22 protein-coding genes are annotated in these 24,813 nt (G+C 45.1%); 13 read left to right on the top strand and 9 right to left on the bottom strand.

Annotated features, from left to right (window positions below; translation table 11 throughout):
- Window positions 1–180 precede the first annotated feature (180 nt).
- From AB6D58_RS04450 to rlmM, 4 genes are read left to right on the top strand one after another with little or no spacing between them, the layout of a single operon-like run.
- Window positions 181–1,089 (top strand): transcriptional regulator GcvA, encoded by a 909-nt coding sequence (locus tag AB6D58_RS04450; RefSeq protein WP_012604639.1) that lies wholly within the window; start codon window positions 181–183, stop codon window positions 1,087–1,089.
- A complete protein-coding gene (locus AB6D58_RS04445) occupies window positions 1,082–1,705 on the top strand; it encodes an alpha/beta fold hydrolase (protein ID WP_102319949.1) in 624 nt (207 codons plus the stop codon). Before AB6D58_RS04450 ends, AB6D58_RS04445 begins: the two co-directional genes overlap by 8 nt.
- A complete protein-coding gene (locus tag AB6D58_RS04440) occupies window positions 1,695–2,093 on the top strand; it encodes a DUF423 domain-containing protein (RefSeq protein ID WP_102319950.1) in 399 nt (132 codons plus the stop codon). Before AB6D58_RS04445 ends, AB6D58_RS04440 begins: the two co-directional genes overlap by 11 nt.
- Window positions 2,090–3,181 carry a 23S rRNA (cytidine(2498)-2'-O)-methyltransferase RlmM gene (gene rlmM / locus AB6D58_RS04435; protein WP_017063341.1) on the top strand — a complete coding sequence of 364 codons (1,092 nt, stop codon included), beginning with the start codon at window positions 2,090–2,092 and terminating at the stop codon, window positions 3,179–3,181. The genes AB6D58_RS04440 and rlmM overlap by 4 nt, the downstream gene beginning before the upstream one ends.
- Window positions 3,182–3,261: 80 nt before the next feature.
- Here the strand turns inward: rlmM and xni are convergent, their stop codons facing one another.
- From xni to queF, 5 genes are all read right to left on the bottom strand, one after another.
- The gene (xni, locus tag AB6D58_RS04430) at window positions 3,262–4,035 is read right to left on the bottom strand and encodes a flap endonuclease Xni (protein WP_017069498.1); all 774 of its coding nucleotides are present in this window, start codon (window positions 4,033–4,035) and stop codon (window positions 3,262–3,264) included.
- A 93-nt stretch (window positions 4,036–4,128) separates the two neighbouring features.
- Window positions 4,129–5,493, bottom strand: a complete 1,365-nt coding sequence (gene ppnN / locus AB6D58_RS04425) for a nucleotide 5'-monophosphate nucleosidase PpnN (RefSeq protein WP_017060771.1) — start codon at window positions 5,491–5,493, stop codon at window positions 4,129–4,131.
- Window positions 5,494–5,736: 243 nt separating this feature from the next.
- The gene (locus AB6D58_RS04420) at window positions 5,737–7,302 is read right to left on the bottom strand and encodes a GGDEF domain-containing protein (RefSeq protein WP_372156529.1); all 1,566 of its coding nucleotides are present in this window, start codon (window positions 7,300–7,302) and stop codon (window positions 5,737–5,739) included.
- A 118-nt stretch (window positions 7,303–7,420) separates the two neighbouring features.
- A complete protein-coding gene (locus AB6D58_RS04415; RefSeq protein ID WP_102393215.1) occupies window positions 7,421–9,679 on the bottom strand; it encodes a tetratricopeptide repeat protein in 2,259 nt (752 codons plus the stop codon).
- A 58-nt stretch (window positions 9,680–9,737) separates the two neighbouring features.
- Entirely contained in the window at window positions 9,738–10,583 is an 846-nt protein-coding gene (gene queF, locus AB6D58_RS04410) for an NADPH-dependent 7-cyano-7-deazaguanine reductase QueF (RefSeq protein ID WP_017060768.1), read from the bottom strand.
- Window positions 10,584–10,714: 131 nt separating this feature from the next.
- Here queF and syd point away from each other — a divergent pair, with 131 nt between their 5' ends.
- The 3 genes from syd (at window position 10,715) to AB6D58_RS04395 (ending at window position 13,645) form a co-directional block, all read left to right on the top strand.
- Entirely contained in the window at window positions 10,715–11,260 is a 546-nt protein-coding gene (gene syd, locus AB6D58_RS04405; RefSeq protein WP_372156528.1) for a SecY-interacting protein, read from the top strand.
- A gap of 4 nt (window positions 11,261–11,264) precedes the next feature.
- Window positions 11,265–12,041 carry a Zn-ribbon-containing protein gene (locus AB6D58_RS04400; protein WP_017060766.1) on the top strand — a complete coding sequence of 259 codons (777 nt, stop codon included), beginning with the start codon at window positions 11,265–11,267 and terminating at the stop codon, window positions 12,039–12,041.
- A 398-nt stretch (window positions 12,042–12,439) separates the two neighbouring features.
- Entirely contained in the window at window positions 12,440–13,645 is a 1,206-nt protein-coding gene (locus AB6D58_RS04395) for a carbohydrate porin (protein ID WP_050633964.1), read from the top strand.
- 91 nt (window positions 13,646–13,736) lie between these two features.
- On the opposite strand, the gene AB6D58_RS04390 is transcribed toward AB6D58_RS04395, so the two are convergent.
- The 3 genes from AB6D58_RS04390 to metN form a co-directional block, all read right to left on the bottom strand.
- Window positions 13,737–14,546: a MetQ/NlpA family lipoprotein gene (locus tag AB6D58_RS04390; protein WP_019824947.1), complete on the bottom strand. Its 810-nt coding sequence runs from the start codon at window positions 14,544–14,546 to the stop codon at window positions 13,737–13,739.
- Window positions 14,547–14,627: 81 nt separating this feature from the next.
- Entirely contained in the window at window positions 14,628–15,311 is a 684-nt protein-coding gene (locus AB6D58_RS04385; protein WP_017060764.1) for a methionine ABC transporter permease, read from the bottom strand.
- Window positions 15,301–16,335, bottom strand: a complete 1,035-nt coding sequence (gene metN, locus AB6D58_RS04380) for a methionine ABC transporter ATP-binding protein MetN (protein ID WP_372156527.1) — start codon at window positions 16,333–16,335, stop codon at window positions 15,301–15,303. Before metN ends, AB6D58_RS04385 begins: the two co-directional genes overlap by 11 nt.
- Window positions 16,336–16,542: 207 nt before the next feature.
- Here metN and gmhB point away from each other — a divergent pair, with 207 nt between their 5' ends.
- The 5 genes from gmhB (at window position 16,543) to treC (ending at window position 22,016) form a co-directional block, all read left to right on the top strand.
- A complete protein-coding gene (gmhB, locus tag AB6D58_RS04375) occupies window positions 16,543–17,127 on the top strand; it encodes a D-glycero-beta-D-manno-heptose 1,7-bisphosphate 7-phosphatase (RefSeq protein ID WP_017060762.1) in 585 nt (194 codons plus the stop codon).
- Window positions 17,128–17,190: 63 nt separating this feature from the next.
- On the top strand, window positions 17,191–17,526 hold the full coding sequence (locus AB6D58_RS04370; protein ID WP_372156526.1) for an MliC family protein: 336 nt from the start codon (window positions 17,191–17,193) through the stop codon (window positions 17,524–17,526).
- 89 nt (window positions 17,527–17,615) lie between these two features.
- Window positions 17,616–18,560, top strand: coding sequence for a trehalose operon repressor TreR (gene treR, locus AB6D58_RS04365; protein WP_146492080.1), 945 nt, complete (start codon window positions 17,616–17,618; stop codon window positions 18,558–18,560).
- Between the two features lie 204 nt (window positions 18,561–18,764).
- Window positions 18,765–20,189, top strand: coding sequence for a PTS trehalose transporter subunit IIBC (treB, locus tag AB6D58_RS04360; protein WP_017063347.1), 1,425 nt, complete (start codon window positions 18,765–18,767; stop codon window positions 20,187–20,189).
- A gap of 141 nt (window positions 20,190–20,330) precedes the next feature.
- Window positions 20,331–22,016: an alpha,alpha-phosphotrehalase gene (gene treC / locus AB6D58_RS04355; RefSeq protein ID WP_372156524.1), complete on the top strand. Its 1,686-nt coding sequence runs from the start codon at window positions 20,331–20,333 to the stop codon at window positions 22,014–22,016.
- A 181-nt stretch (window positions 22,017–22,197) separates the two neighbouring features.
- Here treC and AB6D58_RS04350 read toward each other — a convergent pair whose 3' ends face one another.
- The gene (locus AB6D58_RS04350; RefSeq protein WP_017060757.1) at window positions 22,198–22,800 is read right to left on the bottom strand and encodes a YitT family protein; all 603 of its coding nucleotides are present in this window, start codon (window positions 22,798–22,800) and stop codon (window positions 22,198–22,200) included.
- Between the two features lie 347 nt (window positions 22,801–23,147).
- On the opposite strand from AB6D58_RS04350, the gene glyA reads away from it, so the two are divergent.
- A complete protein-coding gene (glyA, locus tag AB6D58_RS04345; RefSeq protein WP_017066387.1) occupies window positions 23,148–24,398 on the top strand; it encodes a serine hydroxymethyltransferase in 1,251 nt (416 codons plus the stop codon).
- Window positions 24,399–24,813 lie beyond the last annotated feature (415 nt).

Genomic DNA, 24,813 nt, shown 5'->3' with positions numbered 1-24,813 from the left:
TCGAAAAGAACGAGTTTGCAAACACAACATCGCAGGAGCTAAGCCAATTGATTCTAGAGAGAATCAAGCCGTTCAGGCTAGCTGCTGCGGGATGAAATATAGAATTTCTCTGGCTGCTAGGCAATGGACAAATTATAATGTTTCAGATAAAAAAAACTAATGCTTATTTAGAGAGTAACTATGTCTCGTCGATTACCCCCATTAAACTCGCTAAGAGTGTTTGAAGCTGCAGCTCGACACTTGAGTTTTACGCGTGCTGCAGAAGAGTTGTTTGTTACTCAAGCGGCAGTCAGTCATCAGATCAAAGCGCTTGAAGAATTCTTATCTTTGAAGCTGTTTCGCCGAAGAAACCGCTCTTTGCTGCTAACTGAAGAAGGTCAAAGCTACTTCTTAGATATCAAAGATATTTTCACATCACTAGCAGAAGCGACAGACAAAGTGCTGGAGCGAAGTGAGAAGGGCGCATTGACCATCAGTTTACCGCCGAGTTTTGCTATTCAATGGTTGGTACCAAGGCTCGCTGACTTTAATCAGCAAGAGCCTGATATTGATGTAAGAATCAAAGCCGTTGATATGGATGAAGGCTCGCTAACCGATGATGTAGACGTCGCTATCTATTATGGCCGAGGTAATTGGTCGGGGCTTAGAGCCGATAAGCTTTACCAAGAATACTTGATCCCTCTTTGCTCACCTTCCGTGCTGCTAGGAGTAAAACCATTAGAATCTCTCAGTGATTTAGCATGTCATACGCTATTGCATGATACTTCTCGAAAGGATTGGAAACAGTTCGCTAAGCAAAATGGCATCGATGGGGTAAACGTTAATCACGGCCCTATCTTCAGTCACTCAACCATGGTGCTGCAGGCAGCGGCTCACGGCCAGGGCATTGCTCTGGGTAACAACGTGTTGGCGCAGCCTGAAATCGAAGCGGGTCGTTTGATTGCGCCTTTTGATGAAGTGTTGGTGAGTAAGAACGCCTTCTATGTGGTTTGTCATGAGAAACAAGCCGACATGGGTCGTATTGCTACCTTCCGCGACTGGATGCTAGCGAAAGCGCAAAGTGAACAAGAGGACTTACTCGATGAATAACGTCATCATTGATGGTGAAGACAATCCCATCACCTTTATCTTTGCCCATGGTGCTGGCGCAGGCATGGAGCATGAGTTCATGCAGTCGGTAGCCAAAGGGTTAGCCTTTAAAGGGATACGAGTGATTCGTTTCAACTTCCCTTACATGATTAAACGTGCTGAAGATGGTAAGCGTCGTCCACCTGACAGAGCGCCTAAGCTACTTGAAGCCTATCAAGAGATTATTGAGCAGGTTGATGCCGATAAGCTTGTGATTGGTGGTAAGTCGATGGGAGGGCGTATGGCGAGCCATTTGTCTGAACTTGATAAGGTGGCCGCAATGGCGTGTTTAGGCTTTCCTTTCCACCCACCAGGTAAACCCGAGAAATACAAAGGTGAGCATCTGGCTGAGTTAGCAAAGCCATGCCTCATTTTACAAGGTGAGCGCGATACCTTTGGTAAGCGTGAAGAGTTTGCTGATTTTGATCTGTCTGATTCTATTCGTGTTGAATTTATTCCCGATGGCGACCACAGCTTTAAACCTCGTAAGAGTTCTGGTTACACCGAGCAGCAGAATATTGCGTTAACCGTTGAGAAGTTATCAGCGTTTATCAAAGAGGTACTCAATGAGAAGTAAGTATTTACTCACGTTTGCTGGCATCTCTGGTGCGGTTGCTGTGATGCTTGGCGCCTTTGCAGCTCACGGTTTGAAAGCTATCTTGTCTGAATATCTGCTAGGCGTGTTTGAGACGGGTGTTCAGTACCAATTTATCCATACTCTAGCGATATTGGCGTGTGGCGCTCTGCTGCAGATGAAACTTGGCGCTAAATCACAAAAATATTTTTTCATTGCGGCAATTTGCTTTATCATCGGCATCCTTTGTTTTAGTGGCAGCCTTTATGGCTTGGCACTGACAGGAATAAAATGGTTTGGCCCTATAACACCGTTTGGTGGTCTACTATTTATCATTGGTTGGGGAGTCTTCTCCTTCGCTGCTTTGAATATAAAAGAGGTAACTCAGTGAAACACGTACTACTTTATTGTCGCTCTGGTTTTGAAAAAGAATGTGCTGGCGAAATTCAAGACAAGGCAACACAACTGGAAGTGTTTGGTTTTCCTCGCTTAAAGAACAATACAGGCTTTGTATTGTTTGAATGTTATCAAGCAGGCGAAGCCGATAAACTGGTAAAAGAGATCGATTTCCAATCACTGATCTTTGCTCGTCAAATGTTGGCAGTGGCTGTTGAAATTAAAGACCTGCCAACCGATGACCGTATTTCTCCAATTCTTGAGGCGCTTTCTGAGAAAGAAGGTTTCCCTCGTTGTGGTGATATCCGTATTGAAACGCCAGATACTAACGAAGCAAAAGAGCTTTTGAAGTTCTGCCGTAAATTTACCGTGCCGATGCGTCAAGCGATGCGTGGTAAAGGCCTGATGACAGCGAAAGATAACGCTAAGAAGCCTGTGCTTCATTTATGCTTTATCGCTCCGGGTCACTGTTTTGTTGGTTACTCTTACCCAACGAACAACTCCCAGTTCTTTATGGGTATCCCTCGTCTGAAGTTCCCATCAGATGCGCCAAGCCGTTCTACATTGAAGCTAGAAGAAGCATTCCACGTATTCATCCCTCGTGATGAGTGGGACGAGCGTTTGGCTCCAGGTATGTGGGGTGTTGATTTAGGTGCATGTCCAGGTGGTTGGACTTACCAATTGGTTAAGCGCTCGATGTTCGTTCACTGTGTTGATAACGGCATGATGGCAGACAGCCTAATGGAAACAGGTCAAATTAAGCACCACATGGTGGATGGCTTTAAGTTTGAACCAGACCGTAAGAACGTAACTTGGATTATCTGTGACATGGTTGAGAAGCCAGCTCGTGTTGCTCACCTTATGGGTGAGTGGATCATCAAAGGCTGGGCGAAAGAAGCACTGTTCAACCTTAAACTGCCTATGAAAGGCCGTTACGATGAAGTACTGCAAGATATCGAGAACCTAAAAGTGTTCCTGATTGAGAACAAAGTGAAGTTCAAGATGCAGGCTAAGCACCTTTACCACGATCGCGAAGAGATCACGGTCCACATTCAGGCGCTTTCAAACATCTCACCGCACTAATATTTACGTTAGTGTGTCAGTGATAAAAAATGCTCCTTTAAGGGGCATTTTTTGTATCAATATTATCGAGTCACAGCGACTTAAGCGTTTGCTTCGTAACGAATATCTTGCAGGTTGAACCCTAAATCAATATCGGTTTTGAGTGCCGATACTTGCTTACATACACGAGCGGATTCGATGTGTTCGTCGAACTTCTTACGATATTTTTTCGGCAGATCTTCTGCTTGATAGGCCGCTTCGATATCCGGGTAAGTGGTTAAGATTTCTTTTGCAGCTTTTGGTCCTATACCTGGAATCCCCGGTACTTGGCTAGAGCTCACACCGGTTAAGCCCCAGTAATCTGCAAGCTGCTCAGGTTTAACGCCAAACTCAGCTTCGATAAAGGGTTTGTCTAGCCAGCGGTGCTGGAAGTAATCTCGGATCTGAAGCGTTGGTGACAACAGTTGGCAGTAGCCCTTATCCGTCGAGACGATGGTGACGGTTTCTCCGTGGTCAGCCACTTTCTTTGCCAGTGTTGCGACGAGATCATCCGCTTCATCGCCATCAGACAGCAGTGAATCAATGCCTAACTCCCACCAAGCTTGTTGAATAGCATCAAGGCCTTTCATCAATGGTTCTGGCATGGGTTTACGATTCTGCTTATAAGCAGGAAGCACATCTGCGCGCCAGCCACGGTCTTGTAAATGGTGATCAAATACCGCGATGATGTGGGTGGGCTTTGATTCATTCAGAATCTTATTGAGAGTGCGAATTGTGGTGGTAATGGTTCTTGCTATATCGGTTGGATCCGGCTGAACAGAGTGCACGCGTCGGATGAGGTTTAAGGCATCGATAATAACAAGATGGATAGACATAAGTTTCCACTAAATAGGCAATAAAAAAGGGGCTGCTAGCCCCTTATAGTAACGTATCACTTGGTGAGTTGAAACGTTGGTAACGTAAACGCCTTAATCACGTGAGGCGATTTTATAGCAAGGCACGTAGTCGGTCCCTCCCGGTAACTTCATTCGATGTTGCTCAACAAAGTCATTCAGCAGTTGGTCCATCTTGGTCATTAGCTCTTTGTCGCCATCAATTAGGAATGGGCCGTGCTTCTCGATCTCCAGAATACCCTCTGCTTTGACGTTACCAGCCACAATGCCTGAGAACGCTTTACGTAAATTAGCGGCTAGGCTTTCTGTTTTTTGGTCCATATGAAGATCAAGCGCCGCCATAGATTCGTGTGTTGGGTCGAATGGCAGTTGGAACTCAGGCTCAATATGCAGTGACCAGTTGTAGCTGTAGGCATCACCGGTCTCTTTACGGTGAGAACGCACATCTGGCATCGCTTGTTTCATGATTTTCGCAGCGCGTGCTGGGTCATCAATCACGATCTCGTAATGTTTCTGCGCATCAGGCCCTAGAGTTTCCCCAATGAACTTATCGATTGAGCGGAAGTAAGCCTCACTCTCTTTCGAGCCCGTTAACACAATCGGCATTGGTTGTTCGGCGTTATTCGGGTGCATCATGATCCCTAAGATGTACAGCAGCTCTTCCGCCGTGCCGGGGCCGCCTGGGAAAATGATGATGCCATGCGCCATACGAACAAAAGCCTCAAGACGCTTCTCAATATCTGGCATGATCACCAGTTCGTTGACGATTGGGTTTGGTGGCTCAGCCGCAATGATCGAAGGCTCGGTAAGCCCCAGATAACGATGATCGGTGTAACGCTGCTTCGCGTGACCAATGGCAGCCCCTTTCATTGGGCCTTCCATCGCACCCGGTCCACAACCGGTACAGATATTCAGTTCACGCAGGCCGAGTTCATTACCCACTTCACGAGTGTATTGGTACTCGCTGGCATTAATAGAGTGACCACCCCAACATACAATCAGGTTAGGCTCGATGCCCGGCGTCAGCGCACCTGCATTTCTCAAGATACCAAACACAAGGTTGGTAATGTGAGTGGCATTAGTCAGGTTGAGTCGTTGGTTATCGGCTAAATGCATGTTGACGTAAACAATGTCACGCAGCACTGAAAATAGGTGCTCTTGAATACCCTTGATGATTTCACCATCGACAAAGGCATGCTCTGGTGGGTTGCTTAGTTCGAGCTTAATACCACGCTCACGGCGAACGACTTCGACATCGAACGACAGATATTTGTCGAGCAACTCTTTGGAGTTGTCGGTATGGCTACCCGAGTTCAGGACCGCTAACGTACAGTTGCGATACAGTTGGTACAGATCACTAGACGCGGTTTTCTTAAGACGCTCAACCTCAAGTTGAGAGAGTAAATCCATGCTACCGGCAGGGCTGATATGAGTGATCATAGTGCCTCCTTGTTGAAAAGAGCAGGGGACGTTGAAGTGACCCTATGGCTCGAGAGTGAGAAGCAAACGTTGAAAGTGTTTGGTTAAAGGTAGGAGAGAGTTAACCAGACGAAACGGATACGACAGCGTTGCTTGCCATGAATGCTTGTTAAGCGAATGTTAATCATTAGCTTAGCAAACATTGAGGGAAATGGTATGTGATAAGTATTTGAAAAAATGAAATAAATTAAATCTAGGGCTGGCCTAGTGCCAAACAAGTTGGTTGGTACCGCGTTGTTTTGCTTTATTTAGAGTCTTATTGAGTCGCTCTAGCACTTCTTCAGGTGTATCTGACTCTTTAAACTGAGTACTTGCCGCGCATAAAGTGATCGTGATTTGCTGGTCACGGAATTTAAAGGGCAGGCGGCTTACTTGAGTTTGAATGTTCTGAATCACCTGATGGCAATATTCATCGGTTTGCTCTGGCAGCAATAACACAAACTCTTCACCTGAAAAACGTGCCACAGTATCGGTGGTGCCTGCTTCTTTGGTAATAGTTCTTGCGATGATCTTGAGTGCTTTGTCGCCCGCGGTGTAACCAAAGCTATCGTTAATTGCTTTGAAGTTGTCGATGTCGAGCAGTACTACGCGTAGCGAATGTTGCGCGCGGATCCAGCGGCGATACTCAAGCTCTAAGCGATCAGTAAAGGCAGTGCGATTGTAAACCTTGGTTAGAGGATCAAGCAGCATACGCTGAGCCTGATCTTCCAAGCGCTTACGGTAATCTTGCGTCACTTCATAGAGTGAATCTAACTGAGTCTTTCCGTAACTCATTCTCTCTATCAGAGCTTGTTCTTTTTGCTCTGCGTGGTTCAGCCTTTCCGAAAGAGAGGCGATTTCACTGAGTAGCGGATTAATCGACAGCTTTAAACTATCAATATCTTTCGCTTTATCTACCGAGCTTTGGCTTCTAGTGACTAGTTCATTTAACTCAGAGTTTAGACCTTGTCGGTGCTCAAAGTAGCTCTGGCTCTGGTCGGCATTTTGGTCTGCCGTTTTGATGCTGGACTCTAAAGAAGAATTAAGCTGATCGATGAATTGTTCAGACTTCTTACGTTCTAGGTTGGTGCCTTCAATAACCAGTTTGAGGATCTGAAGTGTTAGCTCAAGTAGGTTTTGTGTGGAAACACCAAGCAGCAGCTTCGCTCGAATATCGGTAAGCAGATCACCCGATTCACCCTCGAAGTCGAGTTCAGTGATCAGATGTTGTAGTTCGTTTGATAGGTCGGAAAGGAGCTCTTGTTCCGGAGAGTGCGCAGCGTCAGCAAAATGGGTGCGTGAGTTATTCGCCATAATCTTTATGGCACGCTCATAAATACCGAGAAGTTTCATGGCGTGGTCGACTTTCTGACTGCCATTGCATTCGGAGAAGCTAAGTAAGTTTCGTAGGTCGCGTTTGAGCTGTGCTGGAAGGCCAGTTATGCGCTGCAGCGTTTCCCCACTGTGCTTAATGCTATCGTCCAGATACCCGTTCTGTTTATCCATAGCCAACGTTTTCTGCTTAAGCATCCTTTCTAATACTGCCAGTTTTGGGATCATTGAGCTAATGTCTTTTTGCTTTTCTAGCTCTTCCCTAAGGGCAATGAGGTTTTCATCTAAATGGCTGTTACTACCAACACATGCATCACTTAAAGACGTGACGATACGCTTTAGAACTTTCTGTTCTCTAATAAACTTGAACGAGGTGTCTCTTTGCGTCAAACGGACCTGCTCCAACTGAGATTTCAGCTGGTGGAGTTGCGCCTGAATGTCTTTTTCAAGAATGCCCATAGATGTATTTATTAGCGCCGCGTAGACCGATCTCGATCATTTTGATGAAATTCCGTTACATCGATAATAACAAAACTAAAAATAAGGTCACGACTTGCTGCTCTTAACCGCTCGCAAATCAGTCATCTTTTAGCATTTTTTTGATGTTGTCCTCATTCTGGTACGAGGATTGTATTTTTATTAACCCTTGATTAATCGCATGTTTACACGCTTCTCTTATGTTACCAGTTGCAAGGCTCGCTGCTGGTGCATTATCGATAGCTTTTAGATAGACCCATTGGCTACTGCGCTCTTTGAGACTTATCTCACGGGCGAGATTGGTCGACATCAACAATACGTCGAGCAGCTCTTGATCGTTAATTGCGGTGTAAGCGCGTGGCAAGAATGGGTAGTCAGCGATGCCCATACGGACCGTTCGGTTGATGTTTCGCTCTGTTTCGAAGTCATTCACCCAAGACTGAATCTTTCTGAACATGTCCTCAGGCGACAAATCACGGTCCGCGTTTGGCTCGATATAAAGCAGGTTCGCATCCGAGAAGTGGTAGACACGAGCTGGGCCTTCAAGCTTAGATTTTAGGAATTCACCGAAAGCGTCTTCCAGTTCTAGACCGGCTTTGTAACCGTTCTGCGTGTACATATTGCGTAAGAACGGTAAATCAATCATCACGAAGCGTAAGCGGTCGTTGAGTGGCTCATGAATCAATTCGCCAAGTTGCCACTGTTCGAAGGTCTGGCTGGTTTGTTCTAGCGAATTGGACAGCTTGGCATTCAGCATTCTGAGGTTCGGGAGCTTAGATCGTGAGTGCGTAAACAGGTCTGTTCGTAGTGAGTCGACTTCTTTGGCTAAGGTTTGAATGAGGTAGCCACGGCGAAGCACAAAGAAGAACAAGATAATACTGAACAAGAATAGGGCGAACGATATTTTCTGGAACTTGCGATGCTCTAGTTTGTACTTTTCTAGCTCTTGCGCTTGGCCTGCGTAGTGCAGGGTTTGTTCGGCAAATTCTTTCTGTTGACGGAACGCGTCTTCGCCAACACGGTTGAGTTTTTGCTGCTCTAGAGAGACAAGGCTGTTGTATTGCTTGAGGTTTGCCAATGCTTGCTGTGGACGACCTGCCTGTTCATAACCCAAAGAAAGTAAGTAGTACGAGCGTTGTGAAAGGCGCATGTTCTCTATCTGGCGTGAGATCTCAAGTGCACGTGTCGCATGCTTTATCACGTCTTCGCTTTCTTGTAGGTGATACGCTAACCCTGCAGATAACAGTGCAGCACGGCCTTCCAGCTTTGGAATGTCGGTATATTCCAGCAGCTCAAGGGCACGGGTTAGGTACTGTTCTGCTAGAGGGTAGTTATAAAGGCGTAAGTAGGTCGCCGATAGACTTAGTCGGATATCAATGACTTGGTGGATATCTCGGTCAGTGCTTTCGTGATCAAGAACGTTGAAGAAGTGTACCAAGGCAAGGTTATATTTCCCTTGATAGAAGTACACATCCCCCATTTTCTTAAGCACTTGTGCTAAGACAGGCGAGTTTTCAAAGTTGTCATAGAAATCAGCGGCTTGAGATAGGTGTTCTAACGCTTTATCCAACACTTGGCGCTCAAAGAAAAGCTGCGCAAGTAGGCGGTTGACCTTGGCCAAACGTGAACTTAGATTGCCCTCTACTGATTTCCAGTAGCCATACAACAACTCGGATAACGCGTGGTTGTACTCTTTGTGAGTCAGATAAAACTCGCCGACGGAGATATGGTAGTCGATGGTGACTTTTTCAGAGTAACGTTGATCGAGATAGGTTTTGGCTTCTTGATAGAACTTTTCGGCTTCATCGATCTTGTTGTCGTAAGAGGCGATGTCGGCTTTCAACATGATCAAGCGATAGGTAATGCCTTCCGTTAAGCGTAAGGTTTTATTCACCGACTCTAGATTTGTTTCAATGTTAGTGAGCTCTGATTTTGCTTTGGCTGATTTTCTATCACTCAGCCAAAGTAAGCGAACTTTTAGGATCTGAAGATCTATTTTTAGGTAATCAAGCTTATAGGTTTGCGCTAGCTCGGAGGCTTTGTCGATGTGCTGAATCGCAATACGCATATTGCCAAGGTTGTATTCCGCTTTGGCTAAGATCTTATACGCATCGATACTGCTGTTTGGTGTTCGAATCGAGGAGTCTGTCTCTTCGCGAGAAATAGCTGAAGGGCTTTTCTCGCGTTGATCAGAAAGGACACGCAGCGTTAGGTAGCTGTTGGCCATTTGTTTTGCTTGGCTCGGCTCGATCTCAACCAAATTATTGGCTTCATTGAGTAGCGCCGACGAATAAACCGACGCATTGACCGATGTGCTTAAGCTTAAAATAAATAGACTAACAACGTATAACCAACGCATTTCAATGTCCCTTTAAAGATTTGGTAGGTTCAAATAAGTGTGGGTGGTTCTCGCCTGATTATTGGCGAGCCATACGCTTATTGTGGCTTGGTCTATCTTGCTCTGTTGAACGGTATGGGTTGATATCCAGACCACCACGACGTGTGTAACGTGCGAACACAGTTAGCTTCGAAGGTGCACAGTATTTCATGATGTCAGTGAAGATACGCTCAACACATTGTTCGTGGAATTCATTGTGCTCACGGAAAGAAACTAAATAGCGTAGCAGAGCTTCACGGTCAATTTGCTTACCAGAATATGCGATCTCAACGCTGCCCCAATCCGGTTGATTGGTGATCAAACAGTTCGACTTCAATAGGTGGCTGTGCAGTGTTTCTTCAACGTCTTGTTCGCCAGCAGCGCCTTCAAGCAGCGACGCTTCAAAGTCGTAGCTAGTGATTTGTATGTCTTGGTTGTCGATACAGTCACCTTCCATCGTCACGATAGGTTGGTTAGTGTAGTCGGTTACTGAGTTTACATTCACAATCACCGTTTCGCCTGCACATGCCGACAAATCTTGGGTCAGGCGCTCGGTTACTTGATCCCAGTTTTCAAATTGAGTCTGGTTGTAGCTGTTCAGGTACAGCTTGAAAGATTTTGATTCAATTAAATTTGGGCTGGTTGCTGGGATGAAAACTTCACCGACAGCCACTTGTGGTAGACCATTGGTGTTTAGCCACGAAAGCTCGTACATCGTCCAAATATCATGACCAACAAAAGGCAGCTCGCCGTTTAGCGCAAGATCATCGCGATTAAGGCTACGAGGCACTGGTTGCAATAAACTTGCATCGTATTGGTTAGAGTACTCAGTTTTTTGGCCAAGGGTTAAACCCGCTAGCTCTTTTGCGTCAGAATATTTGCTCATACTTTCGTTTCAAATTCGATTAGAATGGGGTCGATTTTACTGAATCCCCCTTACCCTGTCATTAAGTCATCGCTTAATCGGCGCGGAAAGGGCTCGGATTCTATTTATTATTTTGTGTTTAGGAGATTTTCATGACTCAACGTGCTCAAGACGCACTACTTTCTTTTAGTCAGCGATACGTTGACGCGTGGCAGCAGAAACACCAAAGCTTACCTCGTAATGAGGAGTTGCTGGACATCGTATCGCCATGCGTAGAAGAAAAGAGTGGCGATGCCGTGTTGTGGAAGCACTATCCACGTGAGCAATTCGCGGATTTCACCAACGTTGAAACCGGTATTGAGTTGACTCTGCATGAAGACATCAAAACTTTCTACGGCGCACAATTCAGCGCAGATATGAACGCAACTTTCGATGGTAACGAATTGACTCTGTTACAGATTTGGAGTGATGAAGACTTCGAATGCCTACAAGAAAACATTTTGGGTCACCTAGTAACTCAGCGTCGCTTGAAGCTAAAACCAACGGTTTTCATTGCCGCGACCGATGCTGAGCTGGATGTTATCTCTATCTGTAACCTAACGGGTAACGTGATTTTGGAGCGCTTAGGTACCAAAAATCGTGATGTGCTCGCCGAGACATTGGCAGAATTTTTAGAAAAGCTACAACCAGCGGTATAAATAGATGTACGTACTAGAACTTCAATTTGAGTGTTTTGATAACACAACGGTAAGCGCTGTCGACAAGGCGGTTAATGGCTTAATGGATGCACTTCGTTATAACGGACAAGTGTTAGGTCGTGAGTTCCCAATCGTGATGGGCGATGGTGAATTCTATGTTCGCGTTGTGTGCCCGGAGCAAGATAGCTTGCACCCGCGGAATCACTCAGACTTTGTGAAAGTGTGTTTTGATCGCTTGTCTAACGCGAGCCTACTAGCGCCTAAAATGCGTTTGCTAGGTCGAGATCTGAACTCAGAAGAAGTGGCAGAAGATGAAACACCAAGCTGGCAGGTGCTATACACGACTTTCGTGCACACCTGTTCACCGCTGCGTAGTGGCGATAGCTTGCTACCAATCCCTTTGTATCGCAATCCACCTACCTTCAATGGCGACCATAAAGCCGTGTTGAAATGGCAGACCGAATGGCAAGCCTGTGATGAAGTACAAATGGGTGGTGGTTGTCGCGCGGAACATGCAACGCTAACCGAGATCAGTGACACGAAGAGTGTGCTGTTTAAACGCGGTTGGGGTCTAAGAGGGCGCATTGAGTATCTGACTAAGGTTCCAACCTACTACTACTTATACCGTGTCGGTGGGATCAGCCTGAAAGATGAAAAAGAGCGCAAATGCCCGCAATGTGGTGGTGAATGGCTGCTAGATGCGCCTATCCACGATATTTTCTATTTCAAGTGTGATGACTGCCGATTGGTGTCAAACATCTCTTGGGATCACCTGAAGTAATCCATAAAGCTTAATTATCGATTCAATGTATCGAAGTGTTAATCAATACTTCGATACTTATTCCTTTGTTTTCTCCCTGTTAGCTTCTCTTTCTCTTTCTCTTTCTTTGCCCTCCATGTTGAGCATTAATCAAGTATTGGGCTTGCCAATATTGTTGAACCTATTTCGCCCTTAAATGCGCTCATTTTGTGCTGTCTATCTCTCTCTGTAGCCCTCAAGTATTCACCAAAATAATCCCACACTCATCAACTTTTGATTATTTCAATAGTTAACTGGATCACAGTAATCAATCAGTTCTCTTTCAATTTATATTCTGCTCAATATAAATGGGATCGATCCCATGGGAATGTTCCCATTTATAAATAATAACCTGATTCTAGATCTGAAAGGAATGGACGATGAAACTGTTACCTATTGCTGCTGCACTCTCTACGGCTTTACTTGCACCTAATTTATACGCTGATGAAACCACACCATTAGAGTTCAATGGCTACATGCGCGGAGGCGTTGGCCTGAGTAATGAAGGCGGCTCAAACAGCAAGTGGGAGGTGAGTAAAGTTGGCCGACTCGGCAACGAAAATGACCTGTATGGTGAGTTTGGCTTTAAGAAAGAAGTGTATGCTGAGGACGACGTTTCATTTTTAGTTGATTCCATGTTGTCGTACTGGCAAGGCCAAGATGAGAATGCCGCGGATAAAAGCGTGGATGTGGTGCAATTGAATGTTCAGGCGGTGGGGCTTTTTGAAGATAAGGACATTGGGATTTGGGCGGGTGAGCGCTACTACCAACGTCATGATGTGCACATCGTTGATAACTACTACTGGGATGTAAGTGGTATTGGAGCCGGCGTTGAACACATCAACCTAGGCCCTGGTAAATTATCGGTGGCTTTGATTCAAGACACGGTGACTGGCGATGTGTTTGATGGCAAAGAAACCACAGCCATGATTGCTGATATACGTTATGCGGGCATTCCATTGTGGAGCAATGCTGATCTTGAGGTCGGTATTGATATGAACTTCGCCAATGAAAAACAAGGTCAAACGGTGGATGCGGATGACAGCGTAATGCTAACGGCGAGCTTGAATCAAAACCTATCTGGCGGCTTCAACAAAACCATTCTACAGGTTGCTAACTCTGGTTATGCCGAGCAGATGACGACTTTTGGAACGGGTAAAGGCATCGTTCGTGATGCAAACAACAATGACGCCGATGGCTTCCGTTTGATTAACTGGGGCGTGCTTGCGATTGGTGAGAACATCGAGTTTGGCCACACTGTGCGTTATGCCGCGTCAACCGGTGTGGGTGCTAATAACAGTGATGATGACTCTTTCAGTGCAGTCATTCGTCCGCTTTATAAGTGGGACAAGCGCATGCGTACCATCCTTGAAATTGGTGGTTTTGTAGAAACGATTGATAACCAAGATGGGGCAGGTGGTAAATTCACAATCGCTCAGGCTTGGGTTCCACAAGTGGGTTTCTGGTCTCGTCCTGAATTCCGTATCTTCGCCACTTACTTGAATGATGCTGAAAACGACAATGCCTTCGGTGAAGGTAAAAACAGTGAAATGAGCGTTGGTATGCAAGTGGAAGCTTGGTGGTAAGTCGAACTTTCTGGTAAATCCTAACCAATAAAAAGGGGCTGACGTTATGTCAGCCCCTTCGGGTATCTATACAGTGCTGTCGTTTAGTTGATTACCAACCTTTAACGACGCCACCTTGGAAGATGTCAGAAGCTGCGTTGTACACTTCTTCAGTTTGGTAAGCTTTAACGAAGTTTTGTACGTTTTCAGCGTTTAGGTTGTCTTCACGAGAAACGATTAGGTTTACGTAAGGAGAATCTTTGTCTTCAACGAATACGCCATCTTTTTGTGGAGTCAGGTTGATAGAGCTCGCGTAAGTTGTGTTGATGATAGATAGAGCAACATCATCAAGAGAACGTGGCAGTTGAGCTGCGTCTAGTTCAACAATCGTTAGGTTCTTAGGGTTACCCACGATGTCGCGAACTGTAGCTAGAAGACCTGCGCCTTCACGAAGTTCAAGAAGACCTTGTTGCTCAAGAAGAAGTAGAGAGCGACCTAGGTTTGTAGGGTCGTTTGGTACAGCAATACGAGCACCGTCTTGGATTTCGTCTACCGATTTCACTTCTTTAGAGTAACCCGCAATTGGGTAAACAAACGTGTTACCAGCGATAGTTAGCTTGTAGCCACGGTCAGCCACTTGCTGATCTAGGTACGGTGCGTGTTGGAATGCGTTGATGTCGATAGAACCATCATCTAGAGCTGCGTTTGGTGTTACGTAATCCGTGAAAGTAACCAGTTCAACGTCTAGGCCGTATTTCTCTTTCGCTACTTTAGCTGCCACTTCAGCAACTTGCGCTTCTGCACCTGCCATTACGCCAACTTTTACTTTAGAAGTATCCACTTCTTTATCGCCACAACCTGCTAGAACTAGCGCTGAAGCTGCTGCTGCGATAGTTAGTAAACCTTTAAGGCTAAATTTCATAATAATCTCCTTTTAATAAATCTATTTAATTTGGTTCAGACGACTCTTGTTTTAGAGAGTTTGCGTTTTAGCGCTGAGTCTTTATCTGTGGTCAACGCGGCGAACTAAGGAATCACCGATTGATTGAATAATTTGTACAAGCACAATCAACATCACTACCGTTACAGCCATGATGGTCACATCGTAACGGTGGAATCCGTAACGAATCGCGACATCACCTAGACCACCGCCACCAACCGTGCCCGCCATTGCTGAGTAGCTCACAAGTGTCACTAGCGTAATCGTTACTGAGTTGATAATAGTCGGTAGTGCTTCAGGAAGCAGAACCTTATTGATGATTTGTGTTGGTGTTGCGCCCATTGATTGAGCCGCTTCTACTAGACCTGTTGGTACTTCAAGTAGTGCACTTTCGATAAGTCGAGCCACAAATGGGATAGCACCAATCGTCAATGGAACAATCGCTGCTGTTGTGCCTATGAAGGTACCAATCAGCATCTTAGTTAGTGGGATAATCGCAACCATCAACACTAAGAAAGGCACTGAACGACCCACGTTCACAATCGCACCTAGAATCTTGTTTACTTTGGTGTTCTCTAACAGGCCACCTTTTTTAGTCGTATGCAGAATCACGCCTAGTGGAATACCGACCGCGAAGCCAACAATGCCTGCAACAGCAACCATGTAAAGCGTTTCGCCTGTTGCGCCTAATAGAAGGTTACCGTTAAGGCTGATCCAGTCAGCAATCTCGTTGAAACTAAAGGACATAACCAAGCACCTCTACTTTTACATTGTTGTCGCGTAGGAATTGGATAGCAGCATTATCATCTGCTTCATTACCGAACAGTTCAGCGACCATCATGCCGAACTTCACGCCACCGGCGTAATCAAGGTCAGAACTTAAGATGCTGACATCGATATTGAATTTACGTGCGATTTGCGTCATTAGCGGAGCATCAACCGTTGCACCAGTAAACTCAAGACGCACCAGCGGGTAGCTGCTGTTTAAGCGAGTCTCTTGCAAACGTGCTTGGTAATCTTCAGGGATCGTCAGATCCAACGTTGAGCGAATAAACTGATGCGCTAGCTCTGTCTTCGGATGAGCAAAGATGTCACCGACTGTACCTTTCTCTACCAATTCACCGCCGCCAATGATCGCAACCTCGTGACAAATGCTTTTAACCACATCCATCTCGTGTGTAATAAGCAGGATAGTGATGTTCAGCTTGCGGTTGATTTCACGCAGCAGCTCAAGGATAGATTGAGTTGTTGCTGGATCCAATGCGCTGGTGGCTTCATCACATAGCAGTACTTTCGGGTCAGAGGCCAGTGCGCGAGCAATCGCCACACGCTGCTTTTGACCACCACTTAGGTTTGCCGGGTAGGTGTCACGCTTATCAGCAAGGCCAACCAGTTCAAGTAACTCGCTGACTTTCGCTTCAATAATCGCTTTATCTTTACCAGCAAGTTCTAGAGGCAGTGCTACATTGTTAAATACAGTACGAGAAGACAGCAGGTTGAAGTGCTGGAATATCATGCCGATGTTACGGCGCGCTTCGCTAAGCTCTGATTTGCTGAGTTTTGTTAGGTCGATACCATCAACAATCACTTCACCCGAAGTCGGGGCTTCCAACATATTTACACAGCGGATTAGGGTACTTTTGCCTGCACCTGAAGAGCCGATGACTCCAAAGATTTGACCTTGAGGAATGTGGAGGTTGATATCAATTAAGGCATTGATTTCTTTAGTGCCTTGATAAAAAACCTTATTGACTTGATTCACTTTAATCATAGAGAAACCCGTGCAGGTAGAACAGAATAATATGTCGATAGCTCGCTCGATTTACAGACGATGCTATGGTGTTCTATGATCTAAGTCAATAGATATTTTTACGTCTAGACGGCTAAACGTCGATTGTATGGCTAAGCTAGAAACAAATCGTTAACGAACGCAAAACTAAATAGATAGTGATGAAGCAAATAAAGCGTGTAATAATTAATGATTAATAGAGAGTTGATAGAGAACAAAATTTTGTCTAAACCTGCTGTTTTTTTAGATCGTGATGGAGTGATTAACGTTGATCACGGCTACGTACATGATGAGCATGACTTTGAATACATCGATGGTGTGTTTGAAGCGGCGAAAGCGTTTAAAGATATGGGTTATTTATTGGTGCTAGTGACCAACCAATCTGGTATTGCTCGCGGCATGTTTAGTGAAGACCGTTTTCTTTCTTTAACGCAGTGGATGGATTGGAACTTTGTTGATAATGGTGTCGAGCTCGATGGCATTTATTACTGTCCTCACCACGCTGAGCACGGTATTGGTGACTACAAGCAAGATTGTGAATGTCGTAAGCCAAAGCCAGGCATGTTCATTTCTGCTCGTGACTTTCTGAAGATTGATATGGCTAACTCGGTCATGATCGGCGATAAAGCGGAAGATATGATGGCTGCAGAAGCAGCAGGTGTTGGTACTAAAGTCTTGGTAAGAACGGGTAAACCCATCACTGAAAAAGGTGAAGCGTTGGCTAGCGTGGTACTTGATAGCATTAAAGACGTGCCAGCTTTCTTAAAAGGTTAAGACACTAAGTCTCCTTCACTTAGATATAAGTGTTGTTCACTATATAAAGATGAGGAACGCAGTATGAAAGCATTGTTGGCAGCATCTCTATGTACGGTAGCGTTAGTCGGGTGTTCTAAATCCGCGGCGCCTGATGGTGCAGTATCGGACGATCAATTCGTGACTTATCAATGTGAGTCTGACGCTTCATTTAAGGTCGCTTACCTTGGTAATGAAAAAGCGGTATTACGTTTGCCAGAGAATGAATATCGCCTAACTCAAATATCGGCAGGTTCAGGAACGAATTACATCTTAGATGATGGAACCTCTGAACTGATCAATAGCGTCACTTTACGCACTAAAGGTGACAACGCGCGTCTAGAACTTGGTCGTGTCGTCTATAAAAATTGCCGAAAGTAAGTCATAGTTAACTTCTAGGATTTACAAACAGTTAAGTGAGGGGGTATGCCCTCACTTTTTCTTCTCTTCCCTTTAACGTTAGACTTTTTATGAGCAAAAAACTCACTATTCTCGATATTGCTAAGCTGTCCGGTGTTGGTAAGTCAACCGTATCTCGCGTTCTGACCAATGATCCAAAAGTGAAACCTGAAACCCGAGAAAGGGTGGAAAGAGTAATTCAAGAATCTGGGTACACGCCTTCAAAGTCTGCGCAGTCGATGCGTGGTGGCAGTCAAAAAGTCATCGGTGTCATCATTTCTCGTCTGGATTCCCCTTCTGAAAACAAAGCAGTTAGCACTATGTTGGCTGAGTTGTATCGAGCGGATTACGATGTCGTGATCATGGAAAGCCAGCTAGATAGAGAAAAAGCCAATGAGCACCTTCAGGTTCTCAAGCGCCGCAATGTAGACGGCATAATCGTGTTTGGTTTTACTGATTGCGATATTCCTGCGATTGAAGCTTGGGAACACAAAGCGGTGGTTATTGCTCTGGATACCGAGAACGTGACGTCGATTAACTATGATAACCAACAGGTGATCAATAGTGCGTTAGCGCATCTGTCGGATCAGGGGATCTCTGAGGTTGGCTTCATCGGAGTTGATCCTAGCGACAAATCAACCGGTGAACTGCGTCTTAAGGCTTATCTCGATTGGTGTGAAAACACAGGTTCGGTGGCAAACTATCGTACTGGTCAACTTCATCACGAAAGTGCTTATCAGCTGGTGGATGAGGTACTAACACCTAACACCCAAGCTATAGTCTGTGCTAGTGACACATTGGCTCTCGGTGTGATCAAACGTCTGCAAGAGCGACAACGTGAAGATGTGGTCGTCACCGGCGTTGGTGGTAATGATCTTCTCTCTTTCTTGTTCCCTCGAGTATTTAGCATTGATCCTGGGTATCAATCTGCAGGTAAATTGGCCGCTAATCTATTGATCTCTCAGCTTTTAGGCAATTCAGAGATCTCTCATCACACTCAATCTCCGATTCTATAATCCACTCAATTAAGCGAAATTGAACCGCTTAGATTAAAATTAGAGTGTGATCTCTTTCAATTAATGGGACTGTTCCCATTTTAATTTATCATTCATGTGGGCATTATAATAACCGTGATTGGGAATGTTCCCATCAATCTAAATCGAAGTGGTTATAGCTGCATGGTTTAGAAGAGTAATTGAATGAAACCAGGGTGGGGTAGTATGAGTAAGATAGCGAAGCAAGACGTTGCGCGTCTTATCGAGTTAGTCGGTGGTAAAGAAAACATTGCGAGTGTCAGCCACTGTCTGACTCGACTGCGTTTTGTATTGAACGATACAGAGCAGGCCAACAAAGCTGAACTCGAAAAACTGAAGCTAGTAAAAGGCTGTTTTACTAACGCAGGCCAATTCCAAGTTGTGATTGGCACTGAAGTTGATGAAGTGTACGCACTTCTGATTGAACAGACAGGTAAAGAGGCATCATCAAAAGATGAGGCGAAGCTGGCTGCTCGTCAAAATATGAACTTCCTTGAGCGTGGTATCTCCCATTTAGCCGAAATTTTCGTACCACTGCTGCCTGCCATCATTACAGGTGGTTTGATTCTTGGTTTCCGTAATGTGATTGGCGACATTCGCATGTTCGACGGCAAAACCTTAGTTGAAATCAGTCAATTCTGGGCAACCGTTCACTCTTTCTTATGGTTGATCGGCGAAGCTATTTTCTTCTTCCTACCGGTTGGCGTGTGTTGGGCTACGGTTAAGAAGCTTGGCGGAACCCCAATTTTGGGTATCACGCTCGGTGTGACCTTAGTTTCACCACAACTCATGAACGCATACATGATAGGTAAATCGGTACCTGAGGTATGGGATTTTGGACTGTTTGTGATTGAGAAGGTCGGTTATCAGGCTCAGGTGATCCCAGCAATGTTAGCGGGTGTGGCTTTGGCGTTCATTGAAACCAATCTTAAGCGCATCGTCCCTGCTTACTTGTACCTAGTTGTGGTGCCATTTGTATCGATTATTTTGTCTGTGATTCTAGCGCACGCTTTCATTGGCCCATTCGGTCGTATGTTAGGCGATGGTGTGGCATTCGCAGCTAAAGCGGCAATGACAGGTGATTTTGCGATTCTTGGTTCAGTGGTTTTTGGTTTCCTATACGCACCTTTGGTTATCACGGGTATTCACCACACAACCAACGCTGTGGACTTACAACTGATGCAAGACTTAGGTGGCACACCAATCTGGCCTTTGATTGCGCTATCAAACATTGCACAAGCATCTGCTGTAGTTGGCATTATTATTTTGAGTAAGCGTGAAGGTGAACGAGACATCTCGGTTCCTGCGGCAATCTCAGCCTACTTAGGTGTAACAGAGCCTGCGATGTACGGTATTAACCTTAAATACAAATTCCCAATGCTGAGCGCAATGATTGGTAGTGCTGTTGCAGCCGCAATCTGTGGTAGCGCGGGTGTGATGGCGAATGGTATCGGTGTCGGCGGCTTGCCGGGCATCCTATCGATTCAACCTCAATATTGGTCGATTTACCTAGTCGCGATGCTGGTGGCGATAGTACTGCCTATCACGCTAACCCTGTTTTTCTACAAGCGAGCCCAATCCAAGGGTGAGTTAGAAACCGCGAACGCGTAATGCATTGAATAAGCGATGACTCCAAAATGAGTTATCGCTTTTTCTCTTAGTTATAGCTTTTTCTTTTAGTTATAACGGCTATTCGACCATGATTCACATGGTGATTTTTATTTTATATTTTCTGGTAAGTGAGTGTTAGAGATGGCGATGACTGAACATGATGAAAGCTGGTGGAAAACCGCAACCATCTATCAAATCTACCCAAAGAGCTTCTGCGACAGTGGCAGTAAAGGTACTGGCGACATCAAAGGGATCATTTCGAAACTGGATTACCTCAAACATTTGAGTGTCGATGCGATTTGGCTAACCCCGGTTTACGCATCTCCTATGATCGATAATGGTTACGATATCTCAGACTACTACGCGATTAATCCTCAATTCGGCACCATGGAAGACTTCGACTTATTGCTGTCTGAAGCGCACCAACGTGGTATCCGTATCGTGATGGATATCGTGGTAAACCACACCTCGACAGAGCATGCATGGTTTCAATCTGCTTTGGGCGACAAAAACAGCTCTTACCGCGATTACTATATTTGGAAAGATCCCGTAGATGGTCAAGCACCAACCAACTGGCAGTCTAAGTTCGGTGGTAATGCATGGGAAATGGATGAAGCCACTGGTCAGTATTTCTTACATCTATTTGCGAAAGAACAGGCCGACCTCAACTGGGAGAACCCGGTTGTACGCGAAGAAGTAAAAGACGTTATCAGCTTCTGGGCAGAGAAGGGCGTCGATGGATTCCGTCTCGATGTCATTAACCTGATTTCAAAGCAGCAAGACTTCCCTAATGATGATATTGGCGATGGTCGTCGTTTCTATACCGATGGCCCGCGCGTACATGAATACCTAAAAGAGATCAGCGAAGCGGTATTCCAGAAGTACGGTAGCGTGACTGTAGGCGAGATGTCTTCAACCACGTTGGAGCATTGTCAGCAATATTCAAACGTTGATAACAGCGAGCTATCGATGGTGTTTAACTTCCACCACCTTAAGGTCGATTACACCAATGGTGAGAAATGGACCAACGCTCCCTTCGATTTCTTACAGCTCAAGTCAATCTTTAACCACTGGCAAACTGGCTTGAACGGAAAAGGTTGGGGTGCACTATTCTGGTGTAACCACGACCAACCAAGAGTCGTGAGCCGCTTAGGTAACGACCAGCAATATCGCGTTGAATCAGCCAAGATGCTCGCCGCTTCTGTCCACATGATGCAGGGCACACCTTATATCTATCAAGGTGAAGAGATTGGCATGACTAACCCTAGCTATACTGAAATTAGCCAGTATCGTGATGTTGAGAGTACCAATATGTACGACATCATGGTGAACCGTGATGGTGTGGCTCATGAAGATATGATGGCGATTTTGGCGCAGAAGTCTCGTGATAACTCTCGTACACCAATGCAATGGAACAGTGAGCCTTACGCAGGGTTCTCACAAGCTCAGCCATGGCTTGATGTAGCGAATAATTACTCTGAGATTAACGCTGAGCAAGCACTGGAAGACAAAGACTCTGTTTTTTATTTCTATAAGAGCTTGATTGAGTTACGCAAACAAGTACCAGTGATTACGGATGGCAGCTATCAAGATCTATTGCCTGAGCACCCGTCGGTATTTGCGTACTCTCGTGAGAGTGAAGGACAAACTCTGCTGTGCATTAACAACTATTATGGTGAAGAGGCTGAATGCGTTTTACCTGAACGTTTTGAGATGGCAAAGGCTAAGAGCTTGTTGTCTAATTATCAAGTGAGCGAGAGTTTAGTGGCGTCTCATCATCAAGTTTTGCAACCTTACGAGACTCGTATTCTTTTGATTGAAGGGTAACCTTGTTTCATTTCAATGAGCCTAATTTTGATTCCCCTTAAAAGATTAGGCTTCTACAAAGGCTTTGGAGTGCTTCCCAAAGCCTTTTTTGTTTTAGTGATGGCTGGAATATCGTGCCTCGAGTCTACTTGCTAGAAGTTTGAGCATCGAGTGCCAGCAACGACAGAGCAGGTAATGAACTTTAAGACGCGTAATTCACCGAGTAGCGAGTTGGTTTGTGGTTCATTGCCAATACGATGTTCAATACTGCGGTGCCTAATACAGATACGGCAATCACCCAAGGTGACACGAAGAAGAACGATGCAAACAGAATACACGCATCAATACCCATTTGTGTTTTGCCTACCGAGATACCGTAGCGGTCTTGGATAAACAAGCACAGTACGTTGAAGCCACCCAGACTTGAGCGGTGACGGAATAGGATTAGCATACCTAAGCCCATTAGTAAGCCGCCGGCAACAGCACAATAGATCTCGTTATGAACTTCTAGCGAGATAACTAAGTATAAATGATCGGCAAACACAGACACTAAAGCACCAGAAATCGCACTGCTAATAGCAAAGCTACGGCCGAATCGTTTCCATGCTAATAAATAGAATGGACAATTGGCAACAAAGTACAAAATACCAAAGGTTACAGGCAAGAATTGACTCAAAAGCAGAGCCAAGCCAGTAGTGCCCCCGGTAAGCAGGTTCGCTGACTGTAAAAAGAAGACGCCTAACGCCACTAAAAACGTGCCAGTGAGAATCGCTACCCAATCTTCTTTACGTGAGTGTTTTTCCATCGTTTTTATAATTACCTAACCAATAAAGGCGTGCATAGTAGAGAAAAACCTTAGCTTTCGGTAGCTTGAGGGGCAAAATTAAGGTAAACCTATGTAATCTGCGTTTTACAGGGTGTAAAGCGTAAAATTGACAGTAAGCGCCATCTTTGGTTGGATAAGCCAAATAACCATGATGAATCTTATTTGTGATTATGAAAAAACTGCATGATAAAATTGCAATTAGCTCTTTATGACCTAGATCAAATTATGTAGAATGCGTCACATCAAAACGGTGACGGAAACGTTTGCTTTCGGTCGTTGTGTGGTTTTTTTGAAACTTTCAGTACAATCTGAGTCAGGAGATACAGATGCTTAAGCGTGACATGAACATTGCTGATTACGATGCGGATCTATTCGCAGCTATCCAAGAAGAAACTCTTCGTCAGGAAGAGCATATCGAACTTATCGCTTCAGAAAACTACACAAGCCCACGTGTAATGGAAGCTCAAGGTTCTCAGCTAACAAACAAATACGCTGAAGGCTACCCAGGCAAGCGTTACTACGGTGGTTGTGAGTACGTAGACAAAGTTGAAACTCTAGCAATTGAACGTGCATGTGAACTATTTGGTGCAGAGTACGCAAACGTACAGCCTCACTCAGGTTCTCAAGCAAATAACGCTGTATACATGGCACTACTAAATGCAGGCGATACGGTTCTAGGTATGAGCCTAGCACACGGTGGTCACCTAACTCACGGTTCTCCAGTAAACTTCTCTGGTAAGCTTTACAACATCATCCCTTACGGTATCGATGAAGCGGGTCAAATCGATTACGAAGAGATGGAAAAGCTGGCTATCGAGAACAAGCCTAAGATGATCATCGGTGGTTTCTCTGCTTACTCTCAAATCTGTGATTGGAAGCGCATGCGTGAAATCGCTGACAAAGTAGGTGCTTACCTGTTCGTAGATATGGCTCACGTAGCAGGTCTAATCGCTGCAGGCGTTTACCCGAACCCAGTGCCACACGCTCACGTAGTAACTACAACGACGCACAAAACGCTTGCGGGTCCTCGTGGTGGTCTAATCCTTTCTAACGAAGGCGAAGATCTTTACAAGAAGCTGAACTCAGCAGTATTCCCAGGCGGCCAAGGTGGTCCTCTAATGCACGTTATCGCTGGTAAAGCAGTAGCGTTCAAAGAAGCTCTAGAGCCAGAGTTCAAAGAATACCAAGCACGTGTTGTTGCTAACGCAAAAGCAATGGTTGCTGAATTCCTAGCTCGTGGTTACAACATCGTTTCAGGTTCTACAGAGAACCACCTGTTCCTAGTTGACCTAATCAACAAAGACATCACAGGTAAAGAAGCAGATGCAGCACTAGGTGCAGCAAACATCACTGTAAACAAGAACTCAGTACCAAACGACCCACGTAGCCCATTCGTTACTTCAGGTATCCGTATCGGTTCTCCTTCTATCACTCGTCGCGGTTTCTCAGAAGCAGACGCGAAAGAGCTAGCAGGTTGGATCTGTGACATCCTAGATAACATGGGCGATGAGTCTGTTATCGAAGCAACGAAAGCAAAAGTATTAGAGATCTGTAAGCGTCTACCTGTTTACGCTTAATTTTTCTGGCTCAAATAGCTTAATTTCTGTGTCAAAGGTGCTCATTTACATTCGTAAACTCCGCGCCTTTTCCTTGAACTAAAGCTATTTGATTGAAAAATACGATTTGAAAGGCTCCTGTTGGGAGCTTTTTTTGTTTTTTTGGGTATTACGTTGTCGAGCATGCTCACTTACATTCGTAAGCTCCGCGTGCTCTCCTAGAATTTCAAACAACTACTTTGAAAAATATTGATACTAGAGGCTCCTTAATAGGGGCCTTTTTTGTACTTGGAAGTTTTAAAATTGTTGTCGAGCATGCTCACTTACACCCGTAATCTCTGCGTGCTCTCTTAGAATTTCAAACAACTACTTTGAAAAGCAATGATACTAGAGGCTTCTTTAAAGGAGCTATTTTTTGTATCTGGTGGCTGGTGGA

It is taken from the genome of Vibrio sp. 10N.239.312.D08, assembly GCF_041466145.1.
GTDB classification, from domain to species: domain Bacteria; phylum Pseudomonadota; class Gammaproteobacteria; order Enterobacterales; family Vibrionaceae; genus Vibrio; species Vibrio crassostreae_C.
Note: the sequence above shows the minus strand (reverse complement) of the source record. Positions and strands in the feature narration are given on the sequence as shown.

What these genes read in the sequence shown, in the direction of transcription:
- AB6D58_RS04450 (WP_012604639.1), top strand. Translation starts at nt 181, where the DNA reads ATGTCTCGTCGATTACCCCCATTAAACTCGCTAAGAGTGTTTGAAGCT.
- AB6D58_RS04445 (WP_102319949.1), top strand. Translation starts at nt 1,082, where the DNA reads ATGAATAACGTCATCATTGATGGTGAAGACAATCCCATCACCTTTATC.
- AB6D58_RS04440 (WP_102319950.1), top strand. Translation starts at nt 1,695, where the DNA reads ATGAGAAGTAAGTATTTACTCACGTTTGCTGGCATCTCTGGTGCGGTT.
- xni (WP_017069498.1), bottom strand. Translation starts at nt 4,035, where the DNA reads ATGTCTATCCATCTTGTTATTATCGATGCCTTAAACCTCATCCGACGC.
- ppnN (WP_017060771.1), bottom strand. Translation starts at nt 5,493, where the DNA reads ATGATCACTCATATCAGCCCTGCCGGTAGCATGGATTTACTCTCTCAA.
- AB6D58_RS04420 (WP_372156529.1), bottom strand. Translation starts at nt 7,302, where the DNA reads ATGGGCATTCTTGAAAAAGACATTCAGGCGCAACTCCACCAGCTGAAA.
- AB6D58_RS04415 (WP_102393215.1), bottom strand. Translation starts at nt 9,679, where the DNA reads ATGCGTTGGTTATACGTTGTTAGTCTATTTATTTTAAGCTTAAGCACA.
- queF (WP_017060768.1), bottom strand. Translation starts at nt 10,583, where the DNA reads ATGAGCAAATATTCTGACGCAAAAGAGCTAGCGGGTTTAACCCTTGGC.
- syd (WP_372156528.1), top strand. Translation starts at nt 10,715, where the DNA reads ATGACTCAACGTGCTCAAGACGCACTACTTTCTTTTAGTCAGCGATAC.
- AB6D58_RS04400 (WP_017060766.1), top strand. Translation starts at nt 11,265, where the DNA reads ATGTACGTACTAGAACTTCAATTTGAGTGTTTTGATAACACAACGGTA.
- AB6D58_RS04395 (WP_050633964.1), top strand. Translation starts at nt 12,440, where the DNA reads ATGAAACTGTTACCTATTGCTGCTGCACTCTCTACGGCTTTACTTGCA.
- AB6D58_RS04390 (WP_019824947.1), bottom strand. Translation starts at nt 14,546, where the DNA reads ATGAAATTTAGCCTTAAAGGTTTACTAACTATCGCAGCAGCAGCTTCA.
- AB6D58_RS04385 (WP_017060764.1), bottom strand. Translation starts at nt 15,311, where the DNA reads ATGTCCTTTAGTTTCAACGAGATTGCTGACTGGATCAGCCTTAACGGT.
- metN (WP_372156527.1), bottom strand. Translation starts at nt 16,335, where the DNA reads ATGATTAAAGTGAATCAAGTCAATAAGGTTTTTTATCAAGGCACTAAA.
- gmhB (WP_017060762.1), top strand. Translation starts at nt 16,543, where the DNA reads ATGATTAATAGAGAGTTGATAGAGAACAAAATTTTGTCTAAACCTGCT.
- AB6D58_RS04370 (WP_372156526.1), top strand. Translation starts at nt 17,191, where the DNA reads ATGAAAGCATTGTTGGCAGCATCTCTATGTACGGTAGCGTTAGTCGGG.
- treR (WP_146492080.1), top strand. Translation starts at nt 17,616, where the DNA reads ATGAGCAAAAAACTCACTATTCTCGATATTGCTAAGCTGTCCGGTGTT.
- treB (WP_017063347.1), top strand. Translation starts at nt 18,765, where the DNA reads ATGAGTAAGATAGCGAAGCAAGACGTTGCGCGTCTTATCGAGTTAGTC.
- treC (WP_372156524.1), top strand. Translation starts at nt 20,331, where the DNA reads ATGGCGATGACTGAACATGATGAAAGCTGGTGGAAAACCGCAACCATC.
- AB6D58_RS04350 (WP_017060757.1), bottom strand. Translation starts at nt 22,800, where the DNA reads ATGGAAAAACACTCACGTAAAGAAGATTGGGTAGCGATTCTCACTGGC.
- glyA (WP_017066387.1), top strand. Translation starts at nt 23,148, where the DNA reads ATGCTTAAGCGTGACATGAACATTGCTGATTACGATGCGGATCTATTC.